The organism is Desulfovibrio sp. (assembly GCA_016208105.1).
Classification (GTDB): domain Bacteria; phylum Desulfobacterota; class Desulfovibrionia; order Desulfovibrionales; family Desulfovibrionaceae; genus Fundidesulfovibrio.
In genome coordinates, this window is record JACQYS010000027.1 from 1 (window position 1) to 20,168 (window position 20,168).

General features: G+C 61.3%; 21 protein-coding genes. 11 read left to right on the plus strand and 10 right to left on the minus strand.

Features of this window, described 5'->3' with window-relative positions:
- Window positions 1-150 precede the first annotated feature (150 nt).
- Window positions 151-336 (plus strand): hypothetical protein, encoded by a 186-nt coding sequence (locus HY795_16550; protein MBI4806827.1) that lies wholly within the window; start codon window positions 151-153, stop codon window positions 334-336.
- Window positions 337-360: 24 nt separating this feature from the next.
- Here HY795_16550 and HY795_16555 read toward each other — a convergent pair whose 3' ends face one another.
- From HY795_16555 to HY795_16590, 8 genes are all read right to left on the minus strand, one after another.
- Window positions 361-1,089: an adenosylcobinamide-GDP ribazoletransferase gene (locus tag HY795_16555; GenBank protein MBI4806828.1), complete on the minus strand. Its 729-nt coding sequence runs from the start codon at window positions 1,087-1,089 to the stop codon at window positions 361-363.
- Window positions 1,090-1,095: 6 nt separating this feature from the next.
- On the minus strand, window positions 1,096-1,893 hold the full coding sequence (locus HY795_16560; GenBank protein MBI4806829.1) for an SAM-dependent chlorinase/fluorinase: 798 nt from the start codon (window positions 1,891-1,893) through the stop codon (window positions 1,096-1,098).
- Between the two features lie 83 nt (window positions 1,894-1,976).
- A complete protein-coding gene (locus HY795_16565) occupies window positions 1,977-2,615 on the minus strand; it encodes a redox-sensing transcriptional repressor Rex (GenBank protein MBI4806830.1) in 639 nt (212 codons plus the stop codon).
- 89 nt (window positions 2,616-2,704) lie between these two features.
- Complete coding sequence (gene atpE, locus HY795_16570) at window positions 2,705-3,028, minus strand: ATP synthase F0 subunit C (protein ID MBI4806831.1); 324 nt, start codon at window positions 3,026-3,028, stop codon at window positions 2,705-2,707.
- Window positions 3,029-3,083: 55 nt separating this feature from the next.
- Window positions 3,084-3,770: a F0F1 ATP synthase subunit A gene (gene atpB, locus HY795_16575; protein MBI4806832.1), complete on the minus strand. Its 687-nt coding sequence runs from the start codon at window positions 3,768-3,770 to the stop codon at window positions 3,084-3,086.
- 3 nt (window positions 3,771-3,773) lie between these two features.
- The gene (locus tag HY795_16580; GenBank protein MBI4806833.1) at window positions 3,774-4,193 is read right to left on the minus strand and encodes an ATP synthase subunit I; all 420 of its coding nucleotides are present in this window, start codon (window positions 4,191-4,193) and stop codon (window positions 3,774-3,776) included.
- Entirely contained in the window at window positions 4,186-4,437 is a 252-nt protein-coding gene (locus HY795_16585) for an AtpZ/AtpI family protein (GenBank protein ID MBI4806834.1), read from the minus strand. The genes HY795_16580 and HY795_16585 overlap by 8 nt, the downstream gene beginning before the upstream one ends.
- Before the next feature lie 279 nt (window positions 4,438-4,716).
- Window positions 4,717-5,844 (minus strand): ABC transporter substrate-binding protein, encoded by a 1,128-nt coding sequence (locus tag HY795_16590; protein ID MBI4806835.1) that lies wholly within the window; start codon window positions 5,842-5,844, stop codon window positions 4,717-4,719.
- A 220-nt stretch (window positions 5,845-6,064) separates the two neighbouring features.
- Here HY795_16590 and HY795_16595 point away from each other — a divergent pair, with 220 nt between their 5' ends.
- Genes HY795_16595 through tsaB form a run of 6 tightly spaced genes read left to right on the plus strand, consistent with a single transcriptional unit; the run spans window position 6,065 to window position 11,430 of the window.
- Complete coding sequence (locus HY795_16595) at window positions 6,065-7,177, plus strand: hypothetical protein (GenBank protein ID MBI4806836.1); 1,113 nt, start codon at window positions 6,065-6,067, stop codon at window positions 7,175-7,177.
- Window positions 7,178-7,210: 33 nt separating this feature from the next.
- Window positions 7,211-7,597 carry a phosphoribosyl-AMP cyclohydrolase gene (gene hisI / locus HY795_16600; protein MBI4806837.1) on the plus strand — a complete coding sequence of 129 codons (387 nt, stop codon included), beginning with the start codon at window positions 7,211-7,213 and terminating at the stop codon, window positions 7,595-7,597.
- Window positions 7,597-8,376, plus strand: coding sequence for a phosphatidate cytidylyltransferase (locus HY795_16605; GenBank protein MBI4806838.1), 780 nt, complete (start codon window positions 7,597-7,599; stop codon window positions 8,374-8,376). Before hisI ends, HY795_16605 begins: the two co-directional genes overlap by 1 nt.
- On the plus strand, window positions 8,373-9,584 hold the full coding sequence (locus HY795_16610) for a 1-deoxy-D-xylulose-5-phosphate reductoisomerase (GenBank protein ID MBI4806839.1): 1,212 nt from the start codon (window positions 8,373-8,375) through the stop codon (window positions 9,582-9,584). The genes HY795_16605 and HY795_16610 overlap by 4 nt, the downstream gene beginning before the upstream one ends.
- A complete protein-coding gene (gene rseP, locus HY795_16615) occupies window positions 9,581-10,675 on the plus strand; it encodes an RIP metalloprotease RseP (protein ID MBI4806840.1) in 1,095 nt (364 codons plus the stop codon). The genes HY795_16610 and rseP overlap by 4 nt, the downstream gene beginning before the upstream one ends.
- A complete protein-coding gene (tsaB, locus tag HY795_16620) occupies window positions 10,672-11,430 on the plus strand; it encodes a tRNA (adenosine(37)-N6)-threonylcarbamoyltransferase complex dimerization subunit type 1 TsaB (protein ID MBI4806841.1) in 759 nt (252 codons plus the stop codon). The genes rseP and tsaB overlap by 4 nt, the downstream gene beginning before the upstream one ends.
- 89 nt (window positions 11,431-11,519) lie before the next feature.
- Here the strand turns inward: tsaB and HY795_16625 are convergent, their stop codons facing one another.
- Complete coding sequence (locus HY795_16625) at window positions 11,520-14,171, minus strand: valine--tRNA ligase (GenBank protein MBI4806842.1); 2,652 nt, start codon at window positions 14,169-14,171, stop codon at window positions 11,520-11,522.
- A gap of 141 nt (window positions 14,172-14,312) precedes the next feature.
- Here HY795_16625 and HY795_16630 point away from each other — a divergent pair, with 141 nt between their 5' ends.
- The 4 genes from HY795_16630 (at window position 14,313) to HY795_16645 (ending at window position 18,676) form a co-directional block, all read left to right on the plus strand.
- The gene (locus HY795_16630) at window positions 14,313-15,569 is read left to right on the plus strand and encodes a biotin--protein ligase (protein ID MBI4806843.1); all 1,257 of its coding nucleotides are present in this window, start codon (window positions 14,313-14,315) and stop codon (window positions 15,567-15,569) included.
- On the plus strand, window positions 15,557-16,372 hold the full coding sequence (locus tag HY795_16635) for an alpha/beta hydrolase (GenBank protein MBI4806844.1): 816 nt from the start codon (window positions 15,557-15,559) through the stop codon (window positions 16,370-16,372). Before HY795_16630 ends, HY795_16635 begins: the two co-directional genes overlap by 13 nt.
- 92 nt (window positions 16,373-16,464) lie before the next feature.
- Window positions 16,465-18,276: a carbon starvation protein A gene (locus HY795_16640; GenBank protein ID MBI4806845.1), complete on the plus strand. Its 1,812-nt coding sequence runs from the start codon at window positions 16,465-16,467 to the stop codon at window positions 18,274-18,276.
- Between the two features lie 52 nt (window positions 18,277-18,328).
- The gene (locus tag HY795_16645; GenBank protein MBI4806846.1) at window positions 18,329-18,676 is read left to right on the plus strand and encodes a hypothetical protein; all 348 of its coding nucleotides are present in this window, start codon (window positions 18,329-18,331) and stop codon (window positions 18,674-18,676) included.
- A gap of 216 nt (window positions 18,677-18,892) precedes the next feature.
- Here HY795_16645 and nifB read toward each other — a convergent pair whose 3' ends face one another.
- Window positions 18,893-20,158 (minus strand): nitrogenase cofactor biosynthesis protein NifB, encoded by a 1,266-nt coding sequence (gene nifB, locus HY795_16650; GenBank protein ID MBI4806847.1) that lies wholly within the window; start codon window positions 20,156-20,158, stop codon window positions 18,893-18,895.
- Window positions 20,159-20,168 lie beyond the last annotated feature (10 nt).

A 20,168-nucleotide genomic window follows, 5' to 3' on the forward strand; every position in this document is an offset into this window, starting at 1 on the left:
AGCATCTTCAAAAATACCTCGATGAATTCTGCTACCGATTCAACCGCCGTTTCTGGCCTGGGCAGGGCTTCGACCGCCTCTTGAGGGCCTGCTCCAGTGCCACCCCTGTCACCTATGCGGAGTTAAGGGGATAGCCACGAAAACTTAAGCGTGAACGAATACCTGATAGGTGTGAATGTCGACCACACTTTGACCCTGGACCATGGCCTCAAGCTGGTGGTGGAAACTGGATGGGCGCATGCCGGAGGGCTCCAGAAAAGTATCTGGACCCCCAGGTTCGTCAATGCTGCCAGGGATTCCTGGAAAGTTGCCGGAGGATTTCAGTATACGTTCTAGCAGTATCTTGAGCTCGAAAACGCTTCAAACAAGTGCGCCCAGAGCGCCCGCCAGTTCTCCAAGCACCATGGCCGCTCCCAGAAAATCGCCGTTCACGCCATGCTGCCGCCTGGCCAGGCGGACCAGGAAGAACGTCACCAGACAACCCGCTGCCAACCCCCAGAACACTGCTCCGGGAGAACTTAAGGCTAAACCCAGGATCAACGATTGGACCAGGGTGACCGCAAAAACCTTCGGTCCAGCCCCGGGTGCGAACAGTGACGACAATCCCGGCCGGGCCATATTTTTGCACAGGCACAGAACAACCACACTCACGAATCGCCCCAGGACAAAACACCAGCAGATCGCGCCCAGCCGTCCCTGACCCGACAAAATTCCAAAAGCCAGTATTTGCCCAACCAAGGCCATTACCAAGCCAAGCACTCCGAATGGCCCGCACCGGCTGTCCTTCAGGATTGTCCAGAACCTGTCCCCGCACGCCCTGCTTCCCCAGGCATCGGCGATGTCGGCCAGTCCGTCCGCATGCAGCCCCCGCGTGAGCCAAAGACTCATACCCGTCACCATCCATCCCTGGACCCACGCGTATTCCGAAAAAAGACCCGCCAATGCCGGGGTTAAGGAAACAACGCCCACCACAAGCCCGACCAAGGGGAACCAGTACAGAGTCGCGGGAAAATCCTCCTGATTCACAATTTTCGGAGGACCGAAACGGGTGAGAAACGACAGGGCATTGAAAAAATCACACAGGTGCATAGTGTATCAGCGCCTCTCGATGCGTATGGATACGGCGGTTCCACAAGCCAGATCCAGGGCCTGGGCAGCGGAATCCTGGTTCATGGCCAGCTCCAGGTACCCCTGGCTTCCTTTGATGATTCCGACCTGACCAGGCTCCAGCCGTTCGTACGTCAGTACCGGAAGCAATGGAACCTCATGCGGTGAAGCCAGGGCAGGTCGTTTCCCTTTGAAAACAACTGTTTCCCAATCTTCTGAATCGAGATTCAGCAGGCAGTTCCCGAACCGGTCAACATGGAGCACCACGGCATCCACTCCATCGACCGTACGTTCGGGCTCTGCTTCGGGAAGACGGACCAAGGAATGAGGGTTTATCTCCGCGCCCAATTCGCTCGTTGCCGTGCCGCACAAGATGCGAGCGGCCAATGGGGCGAAGAGGTCACGGCCGTGGAACGTGGCGCTGGCTCGCCCCCGCCAGGCGGGAGTGACGTCACGCACCAGGCTCGCCCCCGCCTTGTGCAGCAGGAACGTAAGCAACCCGTTGTCCGGGGCCAGGAAGTATTGGCGGTACTTCTCCAAGAGCACAATCCGCCGGTTGCCGCCCACCCCAGGGTCTACCACGGAAAGAAACACCGCTCCCTCAGGAAAGTGGTTCTGGCTGGCGGCCAGAAAAAATCCCGCTTGAAGAATATTGTAGGGTTCAACCTGATGGCACAAATCAACCAGGATTGTATCGGGACAATGGCGAAGAAGCGCGCCCTTCATCTGGCCGGCATACGGGTCTGAAAGGCCGAAATCGGTGAGCAGCACTGCGTGGCGGGGCATGTGGGCTCCTGGAAGGCGGCGCCCAGGCAACTGCGAGCGGGATGCTCCCTTGGCGGGGCTGGACGGTCGTCCTGGTGCGCGGTTCAGCGTTCCTGGTTGTCCAGGGTCAAGTTGAAAGCCACGGCATAGAGATGATGGAAGAAGTCCACATATTCCAGATACACGTTGTCTGGCACGTTGATGCGGGCTGGTGCGAAGTTGATGATGCCGCGCACGCCGGAGTCAACCAGATAGTTGGCAGCGCGCTGAGCACGCTCGGGCGGAGTTGTGATGAGCCCGATGGAGATGCCCAGTTCTTCCACTTTTTCCTTCAAGCGGCGTGAGCAGATGACCTCCAGGCCGGAGACCTCCTCGCCAATCTTGAAGGGATCGCAATCGAAGGCGCCTATGATGTGGAATCCCCGGCGCTGAAAATCCTGGTGCCGCAAAAGCGCCTTGCCCAGGTTGCCAACTCCCACCAATGCCGCCTTCCAGACTCGGTCCACGCCCAGGGCCTGCTTGATGGAATTGATCAGGTCCTGCACGAAATAACCGACCCCACGCACGCCGAACTCACCAAAATAAGCGAGATCCTTACGGATCTGGGATGGATTGACGTTGCAGGCCTTGGCCAGGACTTCAGAAGACAGAACCTCTGATCCTTCCCGGCTGAAACTCTCCAGCACTTGGACATAGAGGGCCAGCCGCTGGATTGTGGCGCGTGGGATGTGCTCGCTTTTCACGGTACCGAAGCTTTTTGTTCGATGCGTTGCCGTGCCCGGAAAAAAAACCGGGAGGCCCTGTGGGGGCCTCCCGGCGGCACTTAATGCAATTAGGCGCCCAGGGGCTTAACGAACATGAGGATCAGGCAGACGACCAGGGCGTAAATGGCCAGGGACTCGATGAAGGCCAGGCCCAGAATCAGGGTGGTGGTCAGCTTGCCGCCGATCTCGGGGTTGCGGGCCATGCCTTCGCAAGCGCCCTTCACGCCGATGCCCTGACCGATGCCGCAGCCCAGAGCGGCCAGGCCCATGCCGATGGCGGAACCGATGGCGGCCATGGGGCCGACGGAGCCGGCGCCGTCAGCGGCGAAGGCAAGGGAAGCGAGGCCAAGCATGGCGATGGTGTTCACGACGGTGAGCAGAGTCTTACGCATGGATATTCTCCTCATTAGAGTATGTTGTTTGGTCAGATGACCATTTCCCCCGATTTTAGTGGGCGTGTTCGAAAGCTCCCTTCAGGTAGACAAGGGTCAGCATGAAGAACACGAAGGCCTGAATGAAGTCGGCCAGCATGAACAGGAAGTACAGCGGGAACGTGGCGGCGATGGGCGCCAGCATGAAGAGCAGGATCAGCACCAGTTCTTCACCGCGGATGTTGCCGAACAGACGAAGCGTCAGCGACAGGGGCCTGGCCAGGTGGCTCATGAATTCGAGGATGAGCATCATCGGAGCCAGGGCGGGCATGGGGCCCATGAAGTGCTTGATGTAACCGGGGCCCCAGTTCCTAATGCCCCAGTAGTTGTAATAGATGAAGACGAACAGGGCCATGGCGGCGTTGTGGTTAACGCTGTTGGTGGGCGAGTCGAAGCCCGGAATCAGCCCCATGAAGTTGCCGGTCAAGATGTAGAGGAAGATGGCCACGAGAACCGCGGTGACCTTGCGCCCGTCTTCGCCCATTGTCTCGACAATGAAGTTCTCGAGTCCCCCAATGGTGAACTCGAAGAAATTTTGCAGACCGCCCGGCACCATCTTGAGACTCGCGGACGTCATGAGCCCCAAGGTGACCAGAACGGCAATGGCCAGCCACGAGAAAAGAACTTCGTTGGGGATTTGAAGCCCCGCACCCTTGGCCGCCAACTCCAAAAACAATACTGGATGATCCAACCCGCCAGCCATGTCCTAGGCCTCCTTCGCGCTATTAGACCCAGCCCGTCTCAGGGCCCCCCACACCAAAATCGTCACCATTACCGTGGACATGCCGGTGAGTATGGCCCACACCGGCCATCCGGCTTCCACGATCATCACATACAAACCCGCGCCCGTGATGCCCAGGCGCACGAAAAACCTGAAAAACGCCCCGCCCACGGCTCCCGCGGTGCTGGAGAGCAGCCCCTGGGCGAAACGAACCATCCACCAGAAGTTGACCGTGACCAGAAAGGCTCCGCAGGAGTAGGCCACCCCCCAGGTGCCCAGCCCGGACAGCACCAGGGCCGTCAAGCTGGTCACCAGAGCCATCACGATCTGGTCTCGCAACAGGGCGCGCCCTTCGAGGTGATGGAAGCCGGCCTTGGCCAAAAGCTGGTCCAGGAGCTTACGCATCGCCCGGACCTCTCTTTTGCTCGGCCTTTCCGTCCGGCGTATCCGCCGATGCAGCCTCTGGGGCGTTACCAAGGGACTGGGTCTTGCTCATCTTCATGGCGTCCAGGTACATGACGCGAAATCCCGCTATTATGCCCATGATCAGCCAGAAGAGAAGACCCCAGGGTGACGTGTCGAACCACTTGTCGCAGTAGTATCCGAACACCAGCCCAACAATTGTGTGGGCAACGAAGTTGGTGCCCATCACGGCGGCCTTTTCGATGCCCTCCCAGGTCCCTTTGTCCCGTTTCTTAAAGATCAACCGCAACCTCCCCGGCGCCTTCCCGGCGAGCGGTCGGACAACCACGGTACTCGTGCATTGCTTCACAAGTGCGGGAGGCCTACCACAGGCGTACGCTTTCCGTCAACGCGCCATCGCCTTTAAACTGGTTTTTTTCAGGATTATTTTTCCGCGAGAAACGGGGATATGCCTGCGTTCCACAAACTCAGCGGGCAGCTTGTGCAATTTCGCCACAAACTCCCGTCAGGGAAGCACCTCGGCCTCGAATTCCCGTTTGCCGTTCTCGTAGCGCACCATGATCACGGGTTTGAGCGGCGGACTTAAGGGTTCGGAGTAACTGATATCCCCCGTTACCCCGGAGTACTTCCTGGTGGCTGAAAGGGCCCTGCGTACCTGGACCGGTTCGGACGATTTGGCCCGGCGCACCGCATCAGCGATAAGCCCCACGGTATCGTAGCCCAGGGCCGCGAAACCGCTCTCGGGCTCCGCTCCGCAAGATGCCTTCCAGTCCGCCACGAACCGCCGCACTTCCTGGCGCGGGCTGTCGTACGACACATGGGTGGAAAAGAAAATCCCTGAAGCCGCCTTGTCGCCCAGTTGGGACAAGAGAGGGGTGTCAAACCCGTCCCCAGAGAAAATAGGGCCGGCGTACCCGGCTGTACGCAAGGCAGTGACCGAAGGAACGAGATCTTCCGGGACACCCGACACGAAAACCGCCTGGCATGTGCCCGACGTCAGGCAGGCTGGCAGCGCTCCGCCAAGGGGGTTGGGGCTGGCAGCAGAGAAGTGCTGGCGAGCCGGGATGTTTCCGCCGCGGGTGACGTATCCCTTTGTGAAATACCCGGACAGGGCCGTGGTGAAGGCGAAGTCCCTGTCCGTCAGGACGAACATGGACTGGATGTTCTTGCGGCGCAGCACGAACTTGGCCACGGCCTTGCCCTGGGCGTCGTCCCCGAAACAGGTCATGAAATAGTAGGGCCCCAGCATGCGGGGCAGGGTGGGGAGAGTGGCGCCGGCCGTGATGAACGGGATGCGCGCCTGAGTGGCAACCTCGCCAGCCACCAGGGCGGAGTCCGAATCGTTCAGTCCCGCAATTGCGCAAACCCCGGCCTGCGTGAGTTCCTTGGCGGCTTCACGGCAGCGCTCCGGGTCAGAGGCTCCATCGCGCACTTCAAGGGCCAGCGGCCGCCCGAGCACCCCGCCGGAGCGGTTAACGCGCTCCACAGCGAGCTTCATCCCCTCCAGCCCGGGTGCGTCTATCGAGGCCATGGTCCCTGTGAGATTGTACACCACGCCTATGACCACAGGCTTGGCCGCAGAGGACGGAACAGCGAATGCCGCCAACATGGCGAAAACGAGCAGTGCGCGCATGAAACCACTCCTTAAGATGGTGGGACGCCATATCGTCTGGGGCGCCGTCGAGGACCTGGAAGAAGACTCCTAGCCCGGCCGGGAGTTCGTTCGCAAGACAACGCTAGAGCACACGGGCATCCGTTCATGCCTAATTTCCAAGACTCGCGCAACGCCGTTCGGCTTGCCCACCCAAGACATCAAGGCTATGGACCTCAAAACATTCTTCCCCGGACATCCCATGAAACACCTCTTTGCGCTGCTGTTTGTTCTGACCCTCATCCCGGGCTGTTCCATCGGCCCGGCCAAGCTCCCCGCCACCCGCATGGACTACAACATTGCCGTGCAGCGCTCGAGCAACGAGGAGATGCTGCTCAACCTGGTGCGCATGAAGTATTTCGAACAGCCCCTCTTTATGCAGGTGGGATCCATAGCTTCCAGCTTCAACTACAACGTCTCGGGCTCCGCCACCGGCACATTCCCTGACCAGAGAGATTTTTTGCGCGGTGTTTACTATACCTACTTGCCTTCCATCACGGCGCAGTATTCCGATACCCCCACCGTCACCTACACGCCTTTCCAGGGACAAACCTATGCCCAGCAGTTCCTGGCCGAGCTGGACTTCGAGCGCTTCGTGGTGCTCTACCGCTCGGGCTGGGACATCGAGTACCTCATGAAGGTGCTGGTCACTCGAATAGGACGCCTTGACCATAGCTTCGACACCCGCTCTGGGTTCATAAACCAAGCAGAACATCAGAACTTTCTTGAACTCACCGAGATCATCGCCCGAATGGACGACCGCGGCGAATTGGACATCGTCACGGCGTCACCCGGGAAGGACAAGCCCAACATCACGTTGATGACCATGCGGGTACGGCATCCCTCCATCATCAAGCGCATTGAGCATCTCACCGGGGTGGAACTCAAAACGCACACCAACGAGCACGGATTCCTGGTGGCCAAGGTGCAGCTTGTGCACGTCAAGGAGCGTGAGCTGGCCCAAGGCTCCAAGGAAAACGGAGGGTTTGCCACCATGGCGTTCACCCTTCGCAACTGTCTGCGGGCCATGGACGTTTTAGCCCAGGGCATCGATACCCCCAAGGAACTCGTCTCGAAAAAGGCCGCCTTCGACCTGCGATCCCAGTTCTCCGACGTGATGGACATCCGTTCTTCCCGTACACGTCCTTCCGACACGTATGTTGCCGTGAACCACGGCGGCTGGTGGTATTATATCCGCAACGAGGATGCCCGCTCCAAGGAGATCTTCCAGCTCATGCTCAACATTTTCGCTCTGCAATCCGCGGATCCTCCCAAAAACGCCCCGGTCTTGACCCTTCCCGTGGGCGGCAATTAGGGTGCGAGAGATCAACTGAGCCAAGGACGAATTATGTTCAAACCTGATTTTGAAAAAGGCGGAGGTCTCATCCCCGCCATCGCGCAGGACGCCGCCACCGGCGAAGTGCTCATGCTGGCCTACATGAACGAGCTGGCCTGGGAAAAAACCTTGGAGACCGGCGAGGTCCACTACTACAGCCGCAGCAGGAACAAGCTCTGGCACAAGGGAGGCACCTCCGGGCACGTGCAGAAGGTGAAGTCCATCCGCCTGGACTGCGACCGCGACGCCGTGGTCGTGCTCATCGAGCAGGTCGGCGGGGCCGCCTGCCACGAAGGCTATCGCTCCTGCTTCTTCAGGGAAGTTGGTGAAAACGGCCAGGCAGTGGAATGCTCGCCCAAGGTTTTCGACCCCGAAAAGGTCTACGGCCCGGGCGCTTGATGGCCATCAGTTCCCACGCCCCCCGTCTGGCCACCGCCGCCGTGGGCCTACCGGTCCTGGCTGTCTGCATCTGGCTTGGCGGGGGCTACATTTTTGCGCTTACTCTGGCTGTTGCCTTGATCGGACTCTGGGAATTCCAGGGGTTCTTTCCGGGCAGCGGCCCCTGCATTCGCGCACTGGGCCTCGGTCTGGGCGCGGCCATGGTCTGGCTTGGCTACCGCCACGGAACCGCCGCCGCGCTGGCAGTGGTCCTGGCCGCCTTCTGGCTCGAAGAACTAGCCCGCCTTTTCCATAAACAGGATACTTCGCCCCGGTGGCTGCTGGCTGTTTCACTTCTCTACATTCCCGGAAGCCTTCAGTTTCTGACCCTTTTTGGTCCAGGCGAGACCGCGCTGGTTTTGGCCTCGGTCATGGCCACGGACACAGGGGCCTACTACGCGGGTCACCTCATCGGCGGCCCCAAGATATGGCCTTCGGTCTCTCCCAAGAAAACCTGGGCCGGAAGCGTTGGCGGACTGGCTGCTGCAGTAGCCGTCTGCCTTGTGGCCGCAACCTTCTGGGGCAAGGCGTCCCTTGTCGCCTTCATGGCGCTGGGGGTCTGCCTTTCCGTGGCATCCCAAATGGGGGATTTCATGGAGTCCTCTCTCAAGCGGGCCGCCGGCATCAAGGACTCCGGCAATCTGCTGCCCGGCCACGGCGGCATTCTGGACCGCATCGACGGAGTCATCCCGGCGGTCCTGGTCTATGCCCTGGCCAGAAGCCTGGTAAACTTTTTATGATCGATTACATTTCGACTCTGCCCAAGGCCAGCGACCTCCCCTCGTTTCCCAGGCGCATCTGCGTGCTGGGATCCACCGGTTCCATCGGCGATTCCGCTCTGGCAGTGGCGGCCGATCATCCCGGCCAGTTCGAGGTCACGGCCCTGGCCGGGGCGCGCAACGTGGACCGCCTGGCGGAACAGGCCGCGCGCTTCAGGCCCCGCTATTTGGCCGTGCTGGACGAGGCCGGGGCGGCCAGGCTCAAAGAGATCCTCCCTGCCGGATACCGCCCCGAGATACTCTGGGGCCCAGGCGCTTACGTCACCCTGGCCGCTCTGCCAGAGGTGCAGGTGGTGCTTTCGGCCATCGTGGGCGCGGCGGGCCTGCCCCCGACGCTGGCAGCGGCCCAATCCGGCAAGGTGCTGGCCCTGGCCAACAAGGAATCACTGGTATTGGCCGGCCACCTGATCCGGCGAGCCTGCCGCGAGTCCGGGGCCGTGGTCCTGCCCGTGGACTCCGAGCACAACGCCCTCTTTCAATCCTTGGCCGGGCATTCTGGCGACGATGTGGACCACCTCATCCTAACTGCTTCTGGCGGCCCCTTCCGCTCCTGGCCCAGCGTTGACCTGCCCCGCGCCACCGCCGCCCAGGCTCTGAAGCACCCCAACTGGTCCATGGGCGCCAAAATAAGCATCGATTCGGCTACGTTAATGAACAAAGGGCTCGAGGTCATCGAGGCCTGCTGGCTGTATGGATTGCCCCAGGAGAGGGTGAAAGTCCTGGTGCATCCCCAGTCCATAGTGCACTCTCTGGCCGCCTACCGGGACGGCTCTCTGCTGGCCCAGATGGGCCAGCCGGACATGCGCATAGCCATCGCCTACTGCCTGTGCTACCCGAGCAGGCTGCCGCTCAAGATCGCTCCCCTGGATCTTTCGGCCCTGGGTTCGCTCACTTTCCAGGAACCCCGCACGGACGATTTTCCCTGCCTGGAACTGGCACGCCGCGCCGTGGCCGAAAGCCCGGCCCACTGCGTGGCCTTAAACGCCGCCAACGAGGTGGCCGTGGAGTGGTTCCTCAAGGACCGCATCGGTTTTTGCGACATCCCCCGGGCAGTGGCCTGGGCCCTGGACAGACAACAGGGACTGGACGATCCGGATTTTATGACCATAATGGAGGTTGACTCCGCCACGCGCCGTGCCGTGGCGAAATACCTCATGGAAGGCACATGATAGACTTTCTGGGCAAAGCCCTCTCCTTCGTCGTTGTCATTGGCGTGCTCATCTTCATCCACGAACTGGGCCACTTCCTGGTGGCCAGATTTTTCGGCATGGGAGTGCGCACCTTTTCCTTGGGTTTCGGCCCCAAACTTTTCGGTTTCACCTCCGGCCAGACCGAGTACCGCGTTTCCGCCGTCCCCCTTGGCGGATACGTGCAGCTGGTAGCTCAGGACTCCGAGGACGACGAGACCACGTCCGGGTTCCCGCCGCATACATGGTTCATCCGCCGCCCGTCCTGGCAGCGCATGCTGGTGGTGGCGGCCGGGCCGCTTTTCAACCTTGCGCTTGCCTGGGTGCTTTACGCCTCCATGTTCTACACCCACGGGCGCTTCGAGACCCCCGCGGCCATCGGCCAAGTGAACGAGAACAGCGCTGCCGCTCGCGCCGGGCTTATGGCCGGTGACGCCGTCACCGCCATCGATGGCCAGCCCATCCAGTATTTCCGTGAGCTCCAGGCCCGGGTCGAAGCCAGCAAGGGCACTCCCTTGTCTCTTTCCCTTCGCCGAGGAGCCGAAACCCTTACCCTGACCATCACTCCCGACCTCGTCGGGCAGAAGAACATCTTTGGCGAGGACATCAAGAAGCCCATCTTGGGCATCCGCTCCACCCAGGAGTCCGTCAACATTCCGCTGGGCCCGCTCCAGGCCATCCGGGAAGGCCTGGCCCAGACCTGGGAGGTCACCTCGCTTACTGGCCAGGTTTTCTGGAAACTGGTGATGGGCGTGGTGCCCATGTCCTCCATCGGCGGGCCCATCATGATCGCCGAGCTGGTGGGCAAACAGTCCGAACAGGGACTGGCGCACCTGGCCACGCTCACGGCCATGATCAGCGTGAACCTGGCCATCTTGAACCTCCTGCCCATTCCCGTGCTCGACGGCGGGCATATTCTCTTCTTCGCCCTGGAAACGGTGTTTCGCCGCCCTGTGTCCGAGAAAATCCGCGCCGCAACCACCAAGGTGGGCTTCGCCATGCTCATGGCGCTTATGGTCATGGCCACGGCCAACGACATCATCCGGATAGTGACTGGCGGCGGACCGAAGTGATCCTTGTCGTCAACACCGCCGAGGAAGCCCTGCAGCTGGTGCTGGCGCACGATGGAAGGATTCTGGAGAGCTTCGAGGAACACTGCCCCGGACGAATGAACGAGGTGATGGCCCCGGCCGTGGCGGGCATGCTTGAGCGTCACGGCGGCGGGCTTGCAAGAGTGGCCTGCGTGCGCGGTCCAGGCAGCTTCACCGGGCTCAGGCTGGGATTGGCCTTTGCCACAGGCCTTTGCCTGGCCAAACAGCTGCCAATGGCCGGGCTCGACTATCTGCCGCTCCTGGCAGCCACAGCTTTCGCCTTTTCAGAGACCGGAGAATCCGGCAATTCCGACGAGGTCCACGTTGTCACCCATTCGCGCACAGCCAGGGTGTATCACCAGGGGTTCGTGCGCGGTGGCGGAGGACTTGAAACCACCTGTGCCCCGCTTGGCCCGCCTCGTGATTTTGCCGTCCAGGATGCATGCGACGTGATCTTATCCCGGGCTCGTTCGACTCGGGTGACCGTGCTCGGCACAGGGCTTCGCCGCAACTCCGAGGCATTTACCGAACTAGCCAACGTCACCTCGCTTCCTACCGAAAACCCCGCCCCTGAAATTCTGTTGAACGCAGCCCTCGCCACCTCGTACGACGGCCCGCCTGTGGACGCCTTGTACCTTCGCGGTTCCGACGCCGAGGAGAATCTGGCCGTCATCGCCGCCAAACGGGGCCTGAGCGAAGAAGAAGCGATGACCAGGATGGAGAAGGCGCTCCGCTAGGGCGCGGTTTTTTCGCCGATCCAAGAAAGAAAGCCCGGCCCCCTTGCGGGAAACCGGGCGCATTATCGCGATTCAGAGTTCGATGTGAGTTAACCCTTCAGGCTCTCTATCCTTCCCTTCAGCTCTTCCAGCTTGGCCACCTTCTCGCGCAGCATCTCGTCCTTCTCGCGCTCCTTGGCCACCACTTCCGCCGGGGCCTTGGCCGTGAAATCCTCGTTGGCCAGCTTTCTGCCCACGATCTCGGCCTCTTTCGAGGTCTTGGCCAGCTCCTTGGAGAGCCTGGCCAATTCCGCGTCGAAGTCCACCGCCCCGGCCAGGGGCACGAACACCGCGTTGCCTCCGGCCGCAGCGCTGGCAGAAGCCTTGGGCGCGGTGACGTCCGGGCCTGCCGTGAAGTTCGCAAGTCTTGCCATGAGCACAATGAGAGCCTCGTTGGCACGCAACATGGCCAGATCGGCCCCGTCCGCCGTGCGCACCAGGCAATCGAGCTTCATGCCCGGATTGATGGACAGCTCGGAGCGGATGTTGCGCACGCTGACCACAACCTCCTGCAGGAGTCCCATCTGGGCCACGGCCTCGGGCTTCGCGTGCTGGGCCCTGGCTGCGGGGTAGGGCACCTTGGAGATGTCCTTCTCACTATGACCGGGCAGGTGGTTCCAGATCTCCTGGGTCACGAAGGGCATGATGGGGTGCATGAGCACCAGATATTCCGAGAGCACCGTCCACAGACACTTCTGGGCCAGGGCTTTTGCTTCAGGGTCCGGACCGTTGAAGTCGGCCTTGGCCATCTCCAGGTACCAGTCGCAGAATTCCAGCCACAGGAAGGAATAGAGGCCCTGGGCTGCCTCGTTGAAGTGGTAGTGTTCGATGGCTTTGGTGGTGGACGCCTTCACCTCGTCCAGGCGGTGGAGAATCCAGGCGTGGTGCAGGGCCAGTTCGCCGTCCAGGCTCACGGCTGGAATCTCCTCGGGCAGGTTCATGAGGCTGAAGCGGGCCGCGTTCCAGAGCTTGTTCACGAAGTGGCGGTAACCCTCGATGCGGTCCTCGCTGAGCTTAATGTCTCGCCCCATTGCCGCGAAGGCGGTCAGGGTGAAGCGCAGGGCGTCGGTGCCGAACTTCTCGATCATGACCAACGGATCGATGACGTTGCCCGTGGACTTGGACATCTTCTTGCCCTCGGCGTCGCGCACCAGGGCGTGGATGTACACGTGCTTGAACGGCACCTCCTCCATGAAGTGCAGGCCCATCATCATCATGCGGGCCACCCAGAAGAAGAGGATGTCGAAGGCCGTGACCAGGACAGAGGTGGGATAGAAGGCTTTCAGTTCCGGGGTCTTCTCTGGCCAGCCCAGGGTGGAGAAGGGCCACAGGGCCGAGGAGAACCAGGTGTCCAGAACGTCCGGGTCCTGGGCAAGAGTACCTCCGCAGGGGCAGGCCGTGGGGTCCTCGCGGGAGACCACCAGCTTGCCGCAGGCTTCGCAGGTCCAGGCCGGAATGCGGTGCCCCCACCATATCTGGCGGGAGATGCACCAGTCGCGGATGTTGTCCAGCCAATGGTAGTAGGTGGTGGTCCACTGGTCCGGGATTATCTGGGTCCGGCCCGATTCCACGGCGGCCCGGGCCACGGCGGCCAAAGGCCCGGCCTTGACGAACCATTGAGGGGACACATGGGGCTCGATGACGGTCTTGCAACGGTAGCACTCGCCCACGGAATGGTCATGCTCCTCGACGGCAACCAGGAAGCCCTGTTCCTTGAGATCCTCCACCACCTTCTTGCGGCAGGCCTCGCGCGAGAGCCCCTGGTAGGCGGCGCCCGCTGCGGCGTTCATGTTGCCCTCGCCGTCCATGACCTGGAGCACCTCCAGGCTGTGGCGGCGGCCGAGCTCGAAGTCGTTCATGTCGTGGGCCGGGGTCACCTTGAGAGCGCCGGTGCCGAATTCACGGTCCACATAGGCATCGGCTATCACCGGGATTTGTCGATCAGTTAGCGGCAACTTAACCATTTTTCCGATGAACGCAGTATAGCGTTCGTCTTCGGGATGCACGGCCACTGCCGTGTCGCCAAGCATGGTCTCGGGGCGGGTGGTGGCCACCACCAGTTCGCCAGTGCCGTCAGCCAGGGGATAGCGGATCTGGTACAGGGCTCCCTTTTTCGGGCCGTGCTCCACTTCCAGGTCGGCCAGGGCGGTCTGGCAGCGGGGGCACCAGTTGATAATGTAATCGCCCTTGTAGATAAGGCCTTCTTCGTAGAGGCGTACGAACACCTCGCGCACCGCCTTGGAAAGGCCTTCGTCCATGGTGAAGCGTTCGCGGGTCCAGTCCACGCTGGCGCCCATGCGCCTGATCTGGTTCAGGATGCGCCCGCCGTAGTCCTTGCGCCATTCCCAGACGCGCTCGATGAACTTCTCCCGGCCCAGTTCGTGACGGGAACCGCCCTCCGCGGCCAGGGCGCGCTCCACCACGTTTTGGGTGGCGATACCGGCGTGGTCGGTGCCGGGCACCCACAGGACCTTGCGGCCCTTCTGGCGCATATGGCGGCAGAGGATGTCCTGAATGGTTATGTTCAACGCGTGGCCCATGTGCAGAGCCCCGGTGACGTTGGGCGGCGGGATGACTATGGAGAAGGGTTCACCGTCGGCGTTCGGGTCCGCAGTGCCGGCATCGGAATCCTTCCAGTATGAAAGCCAGCGGGCTTCGACCTCTTCAGGTTCGTAGCCCTTGGCCAGGGTGGTCTCGGACATGCGTTAAGCTCCTGTTGCGATGGCGGGCGCAATACTCCTTTTTGCCGCGCTTGTCATCTTGACTGAAAAAGTAGGAAATTAAAGCCGGCCGAGCCCAATCGTGTGTATTGTCACCCTTGCCTGGATGAGGCACAAGGGCTCATGGTCTACATTCTCTGGGACGAAGCCCACTTGTGGGGCGTGCTGATGCTACGGGCATTGGGCGCCTGGGGTTTCCCCTCCCGGCTGGTCCGGGCGCACGAGCTCGCGGCGGGGCTTCTCGGGCAGTCGCCACCCAAGGCGCTTATCGTGCCTGGCGGATTCGCCAGCCGCAAGGCGGCCTGTTTGGGCCCGGCCGGAATCGAAGCCATCCGGGGATACGTGGCCTCGGGCGGGGCGTACTTGGGCATCTGCGGCGGGGCCGGCCTTGGCCTGACCGTGCCCGTGGGACTGGGACTCTGCCCCTGGACCCGTGAACCTTTCGAACACCGCCTGCAGCACTTCGCCAGCGGCAACGTCCAACTCATACCCAAGAACACGGTCTTCACTCCCAAAGGGCTCGACCGCCCCCTGGCCCCGGTCTGGTGGCCGGCCGCATTCCGGGCGCACGATCCCGGGGTGGAAGTGGTGGCCGCCTATGGTCAGCCAGGCCCGGGTTTCATGATGGCCGACATCCCCTTGTCTTTGGTACCGGGCCAAGCCCTTGAGGATTGGGAGGCACTGTACGGCGTCCGGCTGGCCCCGGCTTTCGTCGAAGGTGACCCGTGCATCGTGGCCGGACATTTCGGGCAGGGGCGTTACGTCTTGTCCCACGCGCATCTGGAAACCCCCGGGTCCTCCGATGCCAATACCTGGCTCGGGCACATCCTGTCCGAAATGATGGGCGAGCCCGCCCCAGAAGGCGCGGCCCCTCACTGGGCCATCAACGAGACGGAGAAACGCTGGAACGACCCGGTTCTCTTGCGAGCCATGGAACTCATGCTCGGCGTGGTGGACCTAGGCATCGCCCACGGGCTCTTGAGCTGGCGTGAACCTTGGCTTCTGGGCTGGCGCCAGGGGCTCCCCGGGGCGCAGCTCTCGGGCATTCTGGCCATGCTGGACCAAGCCATTCACCTGATCCCTTCCCAGGATTCCCGCCAATTTTTCGAACGCCGCAGGGATGATTTTTCCCGTTCCATGGAACTCTTGGCCACGGGGCTCTCCGGCTATCTGCTCGCGGAACGCTTGGCTCTCACCCTGTGCCGCGTGGACCCTGACGCGGTGCCGGAGCGAGGATTGAAGGAAGCGAGAATTACGCTTTTCGGCCCTCCTCCCGGCGCAGGCGGGACAAGCGGTGGGCTTTGCGGAAAGATACTTTCGGTGCTTGAAGAATGCATCTACCTCACCGCCAACAAGGAACAGCACGCATGGCAGCCCTGAAATTGATCCTCGGCATCGTGGTACTCGGCTGGCTCGGATTCGCCGCGTTCCTGTACTTCTCCCAAGCCTCGCTTCTCTACCATCCCAAGACAGCCGACGCCATGGCCGAAACCCAGCTTATGAGCACTCTGCCGGACGCCCAGCCATTTCTGGTCGCCACCAAGGACGGCCAGTCCCTGGCCGGCTGGTACCTGCCCCGCAAGCGGGGGCGCGGTGTTGCCCCTGCCCTTGTCTACTTCGGGGGCAACGCCGAGGAAGTCACGGAGTTCATGAAGCAGGCCAAGGACCTGCCCGATGTCTCCATCGTGGCGGTCAATTACCGTGGGTACGGCCGCTCCACCGGCGTGCCCACCGAGGCGGCGCTCAAGGAGGACGCCTTGGCCGTGTTCGACCAGGCCGTCAATTTGACTGGCGGAAAAGGCTTCGTCATGGGTCGCAGCTTGGGCGCGGGCATGGCCGTGCATGTGGCCGCTTACCGCGAGGTTCAGGGAGCGGTATTGGTCACTCCTTACGACTCGATACTGGCCGTGGCCAAGGGGCACTACCCCTTATTCCCCGTGTCCTGGCTCCTCAAGGAACGTTACGACGCAATGCCCGACGCGGAAAAGGCTCTGGCCCCGGCCGTGTTTCTTGTCGGAACCCAGGACGACATCATACCGGAAGTACGGGCCCGGGCACTGTTCGACAAATGGAAGGGTCCCAAGGACTTTATCCGGGTAACTTCGGCAGGCCACAACGATATCTCCACCTACCCGCGGTATTCCGATGCCATCAAAATCTTCCTGCGGGACAATTCCCGCTGATTTGCTCGAGTTGACGCAGGGTTAACAAACCAGTAGCAGAGGATATTCATTCTATAAGACGTTTGGCCAACCAGCACATAAGGAGGTTTTTAGTGAACGCCTTGACCCTGGTCTTCGCCGCACTTTGCGTCTTCGCCATCGCCTACCGGTTTTACGGACTGTTCTTCGTCCGTAAGGTTCTGGGGGTCAATCCCAACAGAACAACCCCGGCAGTCAAGATGGCCGATGGTCACGACTACGTAAAAACCAACAAATTCGTCCTGTTCGGCCACCACTTCGCTGCCATCGCGGCCGCGGGGCCGCTTTTGGGACCAGTGCTGGCCGCCCAGTTCGGCTACCTGCCCGGAGCCCTGTGGATACTGGTCGGATGCGTACTGGCCGGAGCGGTTCACGATTCGGTGGTGCTCTTCGCCTCTGTCCGGCACAAAGGCCAAAGCCTCGCTTACATCGCCACCCAGGAGATCGGTAAACTGACCGGCTCCGTGGCCTCGGTGGCCGTGCTGTTCATTCTCGTCCTTACCTTGGCCGGTCTGTCCCTGGCCGTGGTCAACGCCATGTTCGAAAGTGCCTGGGGCACCTTCACCGTGTTCGCCACCATCCCCATAGCCCTTCTCATGGGTGTGTATCTCCATGTCTGGCGCGACGGGGACGTGAAGGGAGCCTCCATCATGGGCGTGGCCCTTTTGGTGCTGGCCATCTTCGCAGGCAAATGGATCGCCGACACGCCTGAGCTTGCCAAGCTGTTCCACCTGCCCAAGGGCACCATCGCCATAGCAATACCCATTTACGGGTTCTTCGCCTCGGTGTTGCCGGTGTGGCTGCTCCTGTGCCCGCGCGACTATCTGTCCACGTATTTGAAGATCGGCACCATCGCCATGCTGGCCATCGGCATCTTCTGGGTCCGCCCTGACCTCTTGATGCCCGCCACCACCAAGTTCATTAGCGGCGGCGGCCCCATCATACCGGGTCCGGTGTTCCCGTTCCTGTTCATCACCATCGCCTGCGGCGCCCTGTCGGGATTCCACGCCATCATAGGCTCTGGCACCACACCCAAGATGATCGGCACCGAGGACGACATCCTCTTCGTGGGATACGGCGCCATGCTTACCGAAGGGTTCGTGGCAATAATGGCCTTGATCGCCGCCTGCGTTATGGTTCCCGCCGACTACTTCGCCATCAACGCGGCCCCGGCCGTATTCGAAAAGCTCGGTCTGGCCGTGGTCAACCTGCCCGACCTCTCGACCGCCGTAGGCGAGAAGCTTCAGGGCCGCCCGGGCGGCGCGGTGTCCCTGGCCGTGGGCATGGCCTACATCTTCTCCTCCATCCCCTTCATGAAGGGGCTCATGGCCTATTGGTACCACTTCGCCATCATGTTCGAGGCCGTGTTCATTCTCACGGCCGTGGACACCGGCACCCGCGTGGGCCGTTTCTTCCTGCAGGAGATGATCGGACAAGTAGTTCCCAAATTCGCCGAAAAGCGCTGGTGGCCGGGCATCATCATCACCAGCGCCCTGTTCACCGCTTCCTGGGGCTACTTGGTCTATACCGGAGACATCTCCACCATCTGGCCCCTGTTCGGCATGTCCAACCAACTGCTGGCAGCCGTGGGCCTGCTTATTGGGACCACGCTCATCATCCGCATGAACAAGGCCCGATACGCCTGGATGACCGCCGTGCCGGGGCTGGCCATGGTTTGCGTGACCATGTACGCAGGGTATTTGAATATTTTCAACAACTTCTGGCCAAAGAAGCTCTATTTGCTCACATCGCTGGCCGCCATCGTCATGGTGCTCATGGCCATCGTCATTGTGAGTGCAGTCAGAAGATGGTCACAGCTTTTGTCCGTGAAACAACCCATGAACGACCCCTACGGCGACCAGGTTCTGGAAGTGGTCCCCGAGTAAACCTTGACTTCACCCAGGGCCTGGCCTACTCGCCAGGTCCTGGGAGACTTCAATGAAAACGACCTTCCTTCTCGCCCTGGCAGTGCTTTTGAGCAGCGCAACTCTGTTGGCCCAGACCACTACGACCACGTCCTCTGGATCGACCCAAGCCACCGTCAACAACCTGTCTCCCGCGTCCAATTGCTTTATCTGCGAGTGCAACAACCAGGATTTCAGCTGCCGTACGGCCTGCGCTTCCATCACCGACTTCACCGCCCGCCAGCAGTGCGAGGCAGCCTGCGGCCAACAGCAGTCCAATTGTCTCTACAATGCCCAGGTGCAACAGCGCGCCGTGGATACCCAGCGGCTGGCCACCCAGACCACCATCGGGACCATCACCACCTCGACTTCCACAAAATAGCCTTCGCGAAACAGATTCTCGAAGGCGGTCGATTGTTCCGCCCCGCCTTGCTCGCTCTCCTGCTGTTCGCATCCCTGGGATTTTGCCCTCCCCTTTTCAGCGGACAAAAACGTTGTGAGTGCCTTATGCCAATGAAATGGGGGCGTGGAACGCTTCGTGCGTTCACCGCCCCCTTTTGAGAACTTGGTCATGCGCAGAGTATCGCGCCGCCCAAGATCAGCAGCCTTCGCCGCTGCCCCCGGAACAGCCGCCCATCTTGCATCCGCCGCCGCCCTTGGCCCGTAGCGGCGCGAAGTTTCCTGTCTTGAACACCGCATCCAACCCCTGGGCGATAAAACCCGACATGGCCACCACCTTCACGCCTTCCTCTTCCAGAATGGCCTGCGGGGTGTCACCCACCCCGGACACCAGCACCGCCCTGCAGTCCGACAGTGCCTTGGCCAGGGAATACCAGCGCTTGGGACCGCTGCCAGCCGGAGGGGCCGGACGCTCCTCTACCATTTTGTAACTGCCCGTTCCGGTCTCGGCCCAGATCTGAAAACTGGCGGCCTCGCCCAGGTGCATGTTCACAAGCATTCCCTCCATGCTGGCCACGGCCACGTTCTTGCGGGACTCGTCCATGGTCGGAACCATGGTAGAGCATGCCTGCATGAGCCCGGAGAAATCGCGCGAACAATCCTTTTCCAAGAGCCCGACGGCGTCGGCCCGGCAGCGCTGGCAATGGCGCATCTGAGGCAAATAGGTCTCGGCCATAGCCCGTATGGCTTCCACGTCGGCCTTGCTGGGCTCGGGGACCAGCTCGAACTTGGTGTCCTTGTTGGGGATGAGCGCCATGCAGTTGAGCAGATTCACGCCCATGGATTTCATCTTCTTGGCGATATCCTCGACATGGTGGTCGTTAATGCCAGGCATGATGATGGTGTTCACCTTGACGATGATGTCCTTTTCCTTCAAGCGCCGGATGGACTCCTCCTGCTTCTCCAGCAGAATGCGGGCGGCGTCCGCGCCCCGGTAGAGCACCTTGCCGACACGCGCCCAGGAGTAGATCTTGGCCGCTATTTCCGGATCAACCGCATTGACCGTGACAGTCACGTGGGACACGCCAAGTTCCGCCAGTTCGTCTATGTGCTCAGGCAGCTCCAGGCCGTTGGAGGACAGGCACAGAATCATATCCGGCCATTTTGCCTTGATGCGCCGGATGGTTTCCAGCGTTTCCTTGGCGTTGGCCATGGGATCGCCGGGCCCTGCGATGCCAACCACGGTTATGCGCGGCTCGGCCTTGAGCACCTGTTCCATATAGGCGACGGCCTGGGGCGGGGTGAGCACCGAGCTGGTGACCCCCGGACGCGACTCGTTCACGCAGTCGTACTTGCGGTTGCAGTAGTTGCATTGGATGTTGCACTTGGGCGCCACCGGCAGATGGATGCGCGCGCAGGAGCCCTTGGCGTCCTTGTTGAAACAGGGGTGCTTGGAAAGGTCCATGGCCATGGGG